Raw genomic sequence first — 10,851 nt, 5'->3', positions numbered from 1 at the left:
GGGTCGCGTTTCTGCAGCGCAGAAATGTGCTCGTCATCGGCGCCACTGCAGCCTTTCGGCTGGATGATCCGACCCGGCTGATCCTCGAAGCGGCCTTCTGGAAGGCCGCGTCCCCGGCGCTGGATGGCGCCGTTCTGGATATGGCCATGCCCAAGCCGCAGGGCGAGGTGCTGCTGGCCGGCTTCGCCCGCGCGCCCGGCGGCCGCCCGGTCCAGGCGATGGATGTGGCGTTTCGCGTCGGCGCCGTGGGGCGGCGCCTGCGGGTCTTTGGCGACCGCGTTTGGCGCGAGGGTGCGGCCGGGCGCGCGGCCGGGCCGCCCCTGCCCTTCCTGGAGATGCCACTTGGGCCCACCCGCGCCTTCGGTGGCCCGGCTTTTCCTGAGAACCCGATTGGACGCGGGCATGGCGCATCGGCTTTGCTGCGGCTGCGCCAGCCAGCGCCACTGGCCAATCTGGAGGAGCCGGCGCGTCCTGTGCTCGATATCGAGCAGGCGCCGCTGCCCGCGCTCATCGGGCCGGTCGATTTCAACGCGCCCTCGCGGCAGAAGCTGGCCGGCACCTATGGTCCGAACTGGCTGCGCGACCACCATCCCGGCCTGCCGCCGGATGCCGATATGCGGGTCTTTCAATCCGCCCAGCCGGCGCAATGGGCCGATGGATTTTTCGCGGGCAATGAGGAGATCATCCATTCGGGTTTCCTGGGCGAGGCTGAGCCGCATTATTCCAGGCTTCCCGGCATGCGGGTGCGCTCTTTCGCGCGTCAAGTGGTTGGCGGCGTGGAGACTGACCGCGAGGTGCCGCTGCGGCTCGACACAGTGTGGCTCTTCCCCAGTGCCGGCATCGGCTGCGCCATTTATCGCGGCCTGCTGGAGGTCTCCGATGCCGAGGCATCCGACGTGCCGGCGCTGCTGCTGGCCTATGAGCGGATGGCCGATACCCCGCGCGAAGCCGGGCATTATCAGGAGCAGTTGAATCTGCGGCTCGACCCCGAAACCCGCGCACTCTATGTCCTTCGAGATGGCCCGCTGAAGCCTTTGCCCAGCGCCGAGGAGGCCGCAGCGCGTGCCGCGGCACGCGCTGCGGCGAAAGAGAAACTGCTGACTAAGATGCGGCTTGCCGCGGCCATCGGTCATCGTGAGATGGAGGCGAAGATGGGTTTTCCGCCCGGAACGCTGCCGCCGCCTCCCGAGCCAGAGCTGCCGGATTTTCCGATCATCACCCAGGAGGAGATCGACGCGATGGACGTCGATCTCGGCGAAATCTGGGAGGCGGCGGACCGGATGATCGCCCAGGTTGAGGCTCAGGCTGCGGCCCCCCCCGGCATGCCCGAAGGCTTCGAGCACCTATTGGCCGCGGCCGAGGGCGGCCCGCCCCCCCCCGGCGAACCGCCGGCCGAACTTGCCCCGGCGATCGAGGCGGTGCGCGGCGCGCGTGATCCGGAATACCTGTTGCGTGGTTTGGGCGATGTCAGCGCCGAGGATCGCGCCCGGGCTGAGGCGCTGGTCGCCGCGGCACTGGCACCGCCGGCCGAGATGCCCGACGAGGCCTGGGCGCGGCTTGAGGCCAGGCTGCTGGGTGATATTTCCAATCACCCGATGATCCGAGCCATGGCGGATATCAGCCTCCCCGACTCGCTGGAGCCGCCACTGCCGGCAGATGACACGCCCGAGGGGCGCGCCGCCGCCGAAGCCTTCGCCCGCCGTCCGGCCGAGCCGCAGGGCCTGCCCGATCTCGACGCGCTGCTGGCGGGCGTTGAGACCGGCGAGGCCGCCCAGATCAAGCCCGAAATCCAGGCACAGATTGCCGAGGCGCGGGAGAAATTGACGGCCGCAATGGCCGATCTCTATCCCGGCGCCGAACCCCAACCGCCGGGCGAGGCTCTCCGGCGGCTGCTGCAGCCCATGCTCGATCAGGCTGGCCCGCCGCCCGACAAGGCGGCCATCGAGGCGAAGCTGGCTGAAGCTAAGGAGAGTGTGGCGGCGATGGCGCGCGGCGACGGCATGGCTGAAATTCGTCGCCTTTCGCCCGAACCTATCGCTGAGGCTATTGCTTGGCAGCCCGATTTTATCCCCCGCCTAACGGCGCTGATCGAACGGATGCGGGCCACCCCTGAGGGGCTGGAAGGGCGCGATTTCAACGGCGTGAACATGCCCGGCCTCACCCTTCCAGGCGCAGCCCTGACCGGCAGCTTTTGGGAACGCGCGGTGCTGCCAGGGGCGGATTTTTCCGCCGCTGTGCTGCATCAGGCGGTGTTCACCGCGGCCGATCTCTCTGGTGCAAGGCTGACAGGCGCCGATCTGCGCGCCGCCAACCTCTCCCGCGCCAAGCTGCATGGCGCCGATCTTTCAGGCTGCGACCTCGACGGCGCCAATTGGTTCGAGACCGATGCGCCAGAGGTGGATATGTCGCGCGCCAAATTGATCTCGCCCATGGCGTTGAAATGCCGCTTCACCCGCGCCCGGTTTCGCGGCGCTGAGATCACCGATGCGATGTTCATCGAGGCCGACCTGGCGGAGGCGGATTTCGATGGCGCTCGGCTGACACGCTGCATCTTCATGCGCAGCGCCATGACGGGTGCGCGGTTGCGCGGCGCCGTGCTCGACACTTGTGCTTTTGTCGAATGCCCGATGGAGGCGGCCGATCTCACCGAGGCCAGCCTGACAAATGCCGCCTTCCTGTTGGGCCATATGCCCGGCGCTCGGTTCCGCCGTGCGACAGGGAGCAATGTTACGCTGGTGAATGCCGATCTCACGGGCGCGGATTTCTCTGGTGCCCGGCTCGCCGGCTCTACACTCATGGGTGCGAAGCTGTCCGGCGCCAGCCTTATGCGCGCCGTACTGCGGCGCTGCGCGATGTCGAAGACCCTGCTGGAGGATGCCGATCTGTCGGGCGCTGATTTGTTCGAGGCGCAATTGCGCGGTGTCAGGCTGGGTGGGGCCAATCTCTTCGGTGCCAATCTTTATTCCGCCGACCTGGAAGGCGCCGACCTTGCCCTGGCCGACCTCACCGGCGCCAATCTCCGCAACACCGTGATGGAGCGTGAATCCAATGTCGCCTGAGGCGCTGCGCGAGATGGCCGAGGCCGGGGTGCCGGTGATCGAACGCGACCTGCGCGGCATGGATCTGCGCGGCCTCGACCTGGGCAAGCTGGTGGCAATGAAATGCAACCTCGCGGGCCAGGATTTGTCCGAAACCCGGATGGACGAGGCGATGCTGGCGGAATGTGAGCTGGGCGGCGCACGCTTTGGTGCGGCCCGGCGCGAGGGTCTGATGTTGGTAAAATGCCGCGCCCAGGGCCTCGACATGGCGGCCGCGGCGCTGGTTGGGCTGATGCTGGTGGAATGCGAACTGGCCGAGGCGCGCTTCGGTGCCGCGCGGCTGGAGCGATGCATGTTCGTGGCCTGCAAGATGGATGGCCTCGACCTTTCGCAAGCCGCGCTCGACACCTGCGTGTTGATGCGCTGCACCATAGAGCGTCTTCGCCTGGATGATGCCCGCCTCACCAATTCCGCCATATTGGAGGGTGACGCGACGACGGCTGACCTCTCACGCATGGCCATCGATGGCGGGCTATTGTTCAAGCTGGTGCTCGATAGCCGCGACTTCAGCCGGCAGGCCCTGGCACGGGTGAATTTCATGCAATCCTCGCTGCGCGGCGCGCGCTTCGATGGCGCCGAGCTGACGCAAAGCATCTTCATCGGCGCCGATCTCGCCCAGGCCTCCTTCGCCGGCGCCCGTGCCTCCGCGGTGATGTTCGCCCGCGCCGATATCAGCCGCGCGGGGTTTTCCGGCGCCGGGCTGAACATGGCGAATTTTTCCGAGACCAAGGGCGACCTCGCCGATTTCTCCGGCGCTGATCTCTCGATGGCGCAGTTCACCGATGCCAGCCTGCGCGGCGCGCGCTTTGTCGGTGCCAATTTGTCACTGGCCGATGCCTCCAATGCCCGGCTTGAGGCCGCCAATTTCAACGGCGCCGCCATCGGGCGCCTCAAGCTGCATGCGGCGGTGCTCCACACGGCATTGCTGGGCGGCGCGCGCGGTGATCCCATCGGCACCGATGAGCACCGTCTGGTGGCCGAGGCCTATCGCCCCGCGCCCGTTCAGGACGAGCCGACAACCGAACAAAGGAGCGTGCCATGACCGCAGCGCTGCAATTCACCATTGACGGCCTGGCCCCGGACGCGCTGCGCGCTTATGCGGTGGACGGCACCGAGGCGCTCTCCAGCCTCTACAGCTTCGATATTGACTGCCTGGGGCCGAGTGGCCGGGCGATGGACCCGCTCGCGCTGGTGGGCCAGCGGGCCACACTGCGCATCACTGTTGAAGGTGCCCAGCCGCGCAGCGTGCATGGCATTATCGACACGGTGGAGATCGAGCCACCCTCAATCTTCGGCGATGCGCGTTACCGTTTTCGGCTGGTGCCCTGGCTGGCACGGCTGCGCCTCTCCCGCTCCAACCAGATCCACGGCACGGCGAATGCGGTTTCGGTGGCCGATGTGATCGAGGCCGAACTCTCTGGCGCGCTGCGGCCGACCGCGCAGGTGAGTGACACCGATCTGCGCCGCTTTGAGCATGAGCTCCGCCTGCGCAACCGCAGCGCCTACCCCAAGCGCGACCATGTCTCGCAATATGAAGAGACGGATTTCGCCTTCATCTCCCGACTGGCCGAGCATGCCGGTATTTTCTATTTTTTCGAAAATAATGGCGACCGCGAAAGCGTGGTCTTCGCCGATGACAATCTCTTCGCCACGCCCCTTGAGGGCGGGACGGGGCTACAATGGAAGCCCTGGAGCAGCGGTGGGCGCGAAGCCGCACCCGACACCATCCAGGCCCTGCGCCAGCGTTGCACCCCGGTGCCGCAGAAGGTCTGGCTGCAGGACCATAATTACCGCCTGCCGCATATACCGCTGCTGGTTGAGGCCGAGGTGGATAGCCGCGGCCGTGGCAATTGGGTGGAATATGGCGCGCATCACCGCACGCCAGACGAAGGCGCCGCCCTGGCCCGCATCCGCGCCGAGGAGCTGCGCTGCCATCAGAGCCGCTGGCATGGCAATTCCACCGTGGCGCGGCTGGCGCCGGGCCGGGTGATTCGCCTGGGTGGCCACCCCTATACGTCCTGGAACCAGGATTATCTGGTGGTGCGGGTGCGGCACGAGGTGTGGGTGCCAATGCCCGGCGTGCCTGAATCCGACTGGGTGGGTTATCGCAACAGCTTCGAGATGATCGACCGCGACGTGCCGTTCCGCCCGGCGCGGGTGACGCCGGTGCCGCGGATGGATGGGCTGCTCAATGGCCGGATTGACGGCGCGGGCGATGGCAGCAAGGCCGAGATTGACGATCAGGGGCGCTACCGGGTGAAGGTGCCCTTTGACCTGGGCGGCTCGCCGGATGGCAAGGCCTCACAATGGATTCGCATGTCCTCGCCCTTTGGTGGCGATGGCGATGGCATGCATTTTCCGCTGTTTCCTAACACCGAGGTGGTGATTGCCTGCGTCAACGGCGACCCGGACCGGCCGGTGATTTTGGGCGCGGTGCCCAATCCGCGCAATAAGGCGGTGGTGACGAGCGACAATTCGCTGCAGAACCGGCTGGTCACCCGCTCGGGCATGGGTTTTGAGATGAGCAATGATGGCGGTTCGGCCACCAGCACGGGCGGTGGCAATGGCGGCAGCGGGTTGAACGCCTACGGCGCTGCGCCGCCGCCCGCGCCACCTGGCGGCTTGTTGGTACCCAATGCGTTGGGGGGGCAGGCGCAGCCGGTGGTTGTGACTGATGCGGGCGATGTGCCGGCGCTGGCATCGCCGGATGCGCTGGCATCGAGCGTTGATACGGGCGCAGGTAACAATTATGCGCGGATGTACGTTCAGGATAATAGCTCGTCTCCAATCACGCACACCCTACGGCTTGGCGGTGTTCCTGCGGCAACAGGCTCGACAACGAAGGAGCCCGATGAACTCAAAACACCAGGCTCTCTGGGTTACGTTGCCTCCACCGGCTCTAGTGCGGTGCCCGCGGCGCGGAGCGATACGTTGTTTAATGAAAAGTCCGGAATTTACGACTACACGGCGGGCCAACATTACTCGCGCGTGAAAGGCGATATGGGATTAAAGGTCGATAATCATCTTATTCTAGTGGCGGGGGCCGACGGCTCGGGGGATCTGGACATCAGTTCTGGTGGTGCGACCCGGGTCTACGCTAAAGCAGGACCTATCCATCTTTTTTCCGGTAGTACGGTCAATATAGATGCTGTTGGTGACGTAATTATTAAGACAAAAGGAAGTATAACAACATCCGTCGACGGTGTGATCAAAGATACAATTTTTGACAAGGAGGAACGCACCATTTACGGTAACTCTCGGGTGCATGTTTGGGGTTTACGAACTGATTATTTCATGGGCATGAAAAGCACTTTCAACCTTGCCGCTCTAAACACAGTGACGTTAGGCGCCACGTCTAATACGAGCCTCGCGGCTTCATTTTCGGTGTTTTTCGGAGGACGGGTCGACCTCACGTTTGCAGCTCGTTTTTCACTTGTTTTTGGAGTGAATAAATCTGTTACTATGGGTGGCAGCTTGTCTTCAACGACAGGAGGTGCAATCAGTACTGTTGAGGGCGGTCGTAATACCACTATCACTGGCTTGGAAGTAAAAACTGTTAAAGGTATTGATGCGAAAATTGTCACATTTGAGATGGCGAAGTCCGGCGGTAAACTTACATCAGCTGATTACGATGCCGCAAAGAAAGAGTTGAGTGCCGAAGCCAAAAAATTGTCTGCTGCAAATTTAATGACTGATGCAGAAGTAGTTGAAGCAATTAAACTAATTACTTAGTTTGAATCGGCGGATACAATATCCGTAGCGAACACCACCGAAGCCCTGAGAGGTCTACGGTTGTGCAATGGCACTTCAGAGATTTCGGCTGACGGTGGTTGACCGTACAATAATCGAGCTGCGGCGGCGAGCTTGCCTATACAATAAAATATCACCAGGAAAGGAACATAGTTAAATGCCAGGCTTCCTAAATTCCTCCGGTCCACTGCCAGGACAATCCGTGGCGCCCATGGATGTCTGCCTGACCCCTATTCCGTCGCCGGTCGGCCCGATCCCCACGCCAATCCCCTATGTGAATATGGTGCTGCAATATCTCGGCATTCCCACCCAATTCAAAATCCTGCTGCAATGCATGCCAGCCCATAATTTAATGACCAGCCGGGTGCCCAGCCTGGGCAATTTTCCGGGCATTCTGCTGGGCGTGGCCTCCAAAATGGTCATGGGGCCGGACAGGCACATGATGGGCTCACCCAAGCTGTTCGTCGGTGGCCCGCCCGCAACCGGCATGTGCGACCCCACCGGGGCGAATGGCATGGGTCCCAATATCCCGGGCGTGACTGTCGCGCCCTCCCAGCTTAAGGTGTTTAAAGGTACATAGGAGTTCTCCGTGCCACTTGATCGTCTTGCGGACCTTTCATTGGTGACCGCTGATTTCTGGACCTCCGCCCTGCGTGCCGGAGAGAACGGCCTGCTGGCCGAAACCGCCGACGGCGCGCTGCCGGTAAAACCCGCCCCCAGTTGCCTGGTGCTGCCGCTGCCCGGTGATACGGCTTTGCTGCATGGCCAGGGTGCCCAGGCCGTCATCCTGGCCATTTTGGCCCGCGCGCCAGGACAGGGCACAACCCTTGCCCCGACCGATGGTGAAACCCTCTCACTGCGTGCGCGCAGCATCGCGCTCGAGGCGAGCGAGCGCCTGACCGCCCGCGCCCCGCTGGGCGAGTTCGACCTCGCCCGCGCCACCCTGCGCAGCGCCACCGCCCTGCTGCTGGCCGGCACCGCCACCCTGGCGGCCAGCCTGCTGCGTGGCGCCGCCCAGCGCATCGAGCAATCGGCCGAACACATCGTCACCCTCGCCGGCCGCCGCACCACCCGGGTGCGTGGCGAGGATATGCTCGATGCCGGCAGCAGCCTGAGCACCGTCGAAACCCTCTCGCTCAGCCGCAGCGGCGGCAGCACCATCATGACCGCGCGGCAGGATTTGCGCGTTGATGCCGAACGGATCGGTCTTGGCTGAACTCCTCTCCGGGGCGCTGATCGGGCGCGACAACACCGCCGCCCTGGCCATCGCCACCGAACATTTGCGCCAGGGCCGGCTGGACGCTGCCCATGCCGTGCTGCGCGGGGTGCTGGAGCATTCGCCGGGCGATCTCGGCGCGGTGAATGGCTTGGCGGCCGAGGCGGCGGCGCGCGGCGACGCAGCGCGGGCGCAGGCGTTGCTGGAGGCAGCGCTGGCCAGTGACTCCGGCCACGCGCCCAGCCTGGCCAATCTCGCCGGGTTGCATCTGGCGGCCAGGCGGCTTGCCGAGGCGCGGCTCTGCCTGGAACGGGCGGAGCATTTGCCGGGCGGCCCAAACCTGGCCGGGCTCCGGGCCCAAATACTTGCCGCCGAAGGCGACACCGCGGGCGCCATCGCCATGCTCCAAAGCCTGGCGGCGCAGGCGCCGGGCGAGGCCGAGCATCGCTACAACCTGGCCGTGCTGCTGTTTGGCCAAGGCCAATTGGCCGAGGCGGAGGAGGCGCTGCGCGCCGCCATCTCGCTGGCGCCGGTCATGCGCGAAGCTTGGCACAATCTGGGCAAGGTGCTGTTGCGCCGAGGCCGCAGAGAAGAGGGCATCGGCTGCCTCCGCCATGCCTTGATGCTGGCGCCGGGCGATCCGATGACGGCGGCAAGCCTCGCAGATGCGCTGCTGGACGCCGGCCGGCCGCTTGAGGCCGAGGCCGAGGCCCGGCGCTGCCTGGTGGTGGCGCCCGAAGCGCCGATGCCCAGCCTGTCCTTGGCCCGCGCGCTCTCCGCCCAAGGCCGCGGGGCGGAGGCGCTGGCGCTGATCGCCCGCGTGGTGCGCGCCCTGCCCGACCAGGCCTTGCCACTGCTGGCCCTGGCCCACGCCTTTGCGATGGCGGGCCAGCCAGAGCGCGCAATGGCGGCGGCGCAGCAGGCGGTGCAGCGCGCACCGGCCGAAACTGGCATCACCCTCTCGGCTGTCGAGATTCTGTTGCGCGGCGGCGATTTCACCACCGCCTGGGCTTTGCTCGATAAATTGGCGCCCGAAGCCGAGGCGGGGGTGATCGCACTTGACGATGATGCGATCGAAATTCTGCGTTTCGCACGCCTGCTTCCGGCTGCCCGCGCTGTGTTTGGCGCGGGCCCTTTCACGCCGCTGCTGGCGGTCAATGGCATCACCTTGGCCAATGGACCGCCATCGATGGGCGCACAGCCGCCGATCATGCTGGCCCGCCAAGCGCGTGCAGTTGGCGCGGAAGCGCCGTTACGGGCCGACCCGGTGCGCCTTGCCGCATGGGCCAAGGCGCTGGAAGGCCGGCCGCGCCCGGTGATAGCCATAGCCTGCGGCAATGAAGCGGCGGGCGAGCCCGCCTTGCCGGATATCCTGGCGGCTCTGGGCATAGAGGGCACACGGTTGGGGCTGCTGGCTGGCGATGCCCGGGCGCGCATTGAGGAGGCCCCCGAGATGCTCGATGGCGGTGAATGGGTCTACCAGCCAGAGGAAGTCGCGGCCGCGATGCTGGCGGCGGATGTAGTTGTGACTGGCGATGGCTATCTTGGCCATCTCGCGGGCGCGTTGGGATGCCGGCGGCTGGCAGTCTTGGCGCCGCCAATGGGCGACTGGTGCTGGGGCATGCCCGGCACCGCCGCACCTTGGTACCCTATTGCCACCATCTGCCGCGCTACGCTGACGCCGCAAGGCCTGGACTGGCGGTCGGCGCTAGCCGCCCTGGCCATAGCGGCCGGGAGTTGGGCGGAGGACTGAGAGGGTTATCCGTCCAAACTTTCCCATTTAGGGGGGCGATGTTCTCAGCCCCGCCGCACTTCGGATGCGACGTCGAGGCTCAGAACTGCGCGGGTCTGCCGATCCATCACCAAGGTCGCGCCTACCGCCCAAAGCGCGTGGGTACTACCAACATGGCCGGCGAGCGAGAGCTTTACCGGGTCGCGCGCGCCGCGACGCAGCGGCTTGTTGTCTTGCCGGCGAAGCTCGAGCCGACCCTCTGGTGGCGCTGTGAAATCATGGATCAGCGGTCCGTTCTGGCCATGCTGAGCCGCCGCGATGAGGGCAGGCAGCATCGCACGGATCGCGGCGCGAAGGCCTGCATGGAGGGGGGATGGCTCGGCACATGGCGCCCAGAGCGTTGCGTCGGACATGACTGTTATCTCGCCACCCGCGGCCGGGCAGCCACAAAGCCGGCGAAGAAATACACCATTGCCCTATCAGAGGTGGCTCGGTCTCTCACGACAGCGCTTTGCTTCCGATAACTGTGTCCCCTGCCGGTTAATACGCACTTCGCGCCGGTGCCGCAGTCTGGTGCAGTGGGGCGTAGCCCGACCGGAGTGAGGCCGCGGCACCGGCGAAGGCCTCATGCTGCCAGCACCTGCGGCAAGTGGTCCGGATAGGCGCGCTCCGGCGTCGGCGTCCTCAAGCTCGAATGCGGCCGCCGGGTATTGTAACAGCCCATATACCGGCCCAACGACGCCCGAGCATCGCTCACCCCGTCATAGGCCCGCAGACAGACAAAGCCGCGCGCCATCGAGATGTAGGTGATATCCATGGCCCAGACTTGGTTCGGCCGTTGATACAGCGCCTCGATGCACATCCGACGCATCAGCGTCGCCACCGCCAGGCGGCCGATCGTGATGCCCTCCGCACGGAGCAGGTCGCGCATCATCCGGCTGCCCGCGAAGGGGTACTCACCATGCAATGCGTCGATCCGGTGCATGATCGCCAACCGCGCCGGCGGCACGTGACGCAGCAGGACATTGCCGCGGTCGATCGTCGCTTTGCGCTCA

General features: G+C 65.4%; 8 protein-coding genes. 6 read left to right on the top strand and 2 right to left on the bottom strand.

Going from position 1 to position 10,851, the window contains the following annotated elements; genetic code table 11:
* From ABWP84_RS16530 to ABWP84_RS16505, 6 genes are all read left to right on the top strand, one after another.
* Window positions 1-3,059, top strand: a 3,059-nt coding sequence (locus ABWP84_RS16530; protein ID WP_353213132.1) for a DUF2169 domain-containing protein, incomplete at its 5' end; no start/stop codon positions are given.
* Window positions 3,049-4,140, top strand: coding sequence for a pentapeptide repeat-containing protein (locus tag ABWP84_RS16525; RefSeq protein ID WP_353213131.1), 1,092 nt, complete (start codon window positions 3,049-3,051; stop codon window positions 4,138-4,140). The genes ABWP84_RS16530 and ABWP84_RS16525, both read left to right, overlap by 11 nt.
* Window positions 4,137-6,830 (top strand): type VI secretion system tip protein TssI/VgrG, encoded by a 2,694-nt coding sequence (locus tag ABWP84_RS16520; protein ID WP_353213130.1) that lies wholly within the window; start codon window positions 4,137-4,139, stop codon window positions 6,828-6,830. The genes ABWP84_RS16525 and ABWP84_RS16520 overlap by 4 nt, the downstream gene beginning before the upstream one ends.
* A gap of 175 nt (window positions 6,831-7,005) precedes the next feature.
* Window positions 7,006-7,428, top strand: coding sequence for a PAAR-like domain-containing protein (locus ABWP84_RS16515; protein ID WP_353213129.1), 423 nt, complete (start codon window positions 7,006-7,008; stop codon window positions 7,426-7,428).
* Window positions 7,429-7,470: 42 nt separating this feature from the next.
* Entirely contained in the window at window positions 7,471-8,064 is a 594-nt protein-coding gene (locus ABWP84_RS16510; protein ID WP_353213128.1) for a DUF3540 domain-containing protein, read from the top strand.
* On the top strand, window positions 8,039-9,817 hold the full coding sequence (locus ABWP84_RS16505) for a tetratricopeptide repeat protein (RefSeq protein WP_353213127.1): 1,779 nt from the start codon (window positions 8,039-8,041) through the stop codon (window positions 9,815-9,817). Before ABWP84_RS16510 ends, ABWP84_RS16505 begins: the two co-directional genes overlap by 26 nt.
* Before the next feature lie 44 nt (window positions 9,818-9,861).
* On the opposite strand, the gene ABWP84_RS16500 is transcribed toward ABWP84_RS16505, so the two are convergent.
* Together ABWP84_RS16500 and ABWP84_RS16495 are read right to left on the bottom strand one after the other, a co-directional pair.
* Complete coding sequence (locus ABWP84_RS16500; RefSeq protein ID WP_353213126.1) at window positions 9,862-10,209, bottom strand: hypothetical protein; 348 nt, start codon at window positions 10,207-10,209, stop codon at window positions 9,862-9,864.
* Between the two features lie 212 nt (window positions 10,210-10,421).
* Window positions 10,422-10,851: IS3 family transposase (locus ABWP84_RS16495; protein ID WP_353213125.1), on the bottom strand; the 430-nt coding region annotated here is incomplete at its 5' end.

Source organism: Rhodovarius sp. (assembly GCF_040399605.1).
Lineage (GTDB): Bacteria > Pseudomonadota > Alphaproteobacteria > Acetobacterales > Acetobacteraceae > Rhodovarius > Rhodovarius crocodyli_A.
The sequence above is the reverse complement of the archived record's forward strand: the minus strand, read 5'-3'. Positions and strand labels throughout refer to the sequence as shown.

What these genes read in the sequence shown, in the direction of transcription:
- ABWP84_RS16525 (WP_353213131.1), top strand. Translation starts at nt 3,049, where the DNA reads ATGTCGCCTGAGGCGCTGCGCGAGATGGCCGAGGCCGGGGTGCCGGTG.
- ABWP84_RS16505 (WP_353213127.1), top strand. Translation starts at nt 8,039, where the DNA reads ATGCCGAACGGATCGGTCTTGGCTGAACTCCTCTCCGGGGCGCTGATC.
- ABWP84_RS16515 (WP_353213129.1), top strand. Translation starts at nt 7,006, where the DNA reads ATGCCAGGCTTCCTAAATTCCTCCGGTCCACTGCCAGGACAATCCGTG.
- ABWP84_RS16500 (WP_353213126.1), bottom strand. Translation starts at nt 10,209, where the DNA reads ATGTCCGACGCAACGCTCTGGGCGCCATGTGCCGAGCCATCCCCCCTC.
- ABWP84_RS16520 (WP_353213130.1), top strand. Translation starts at nt 4,137, where the DNA reads ATGACCGCAGCGCTGCAATTCACCATTGACGGCCTGGCCCCGGACGCG.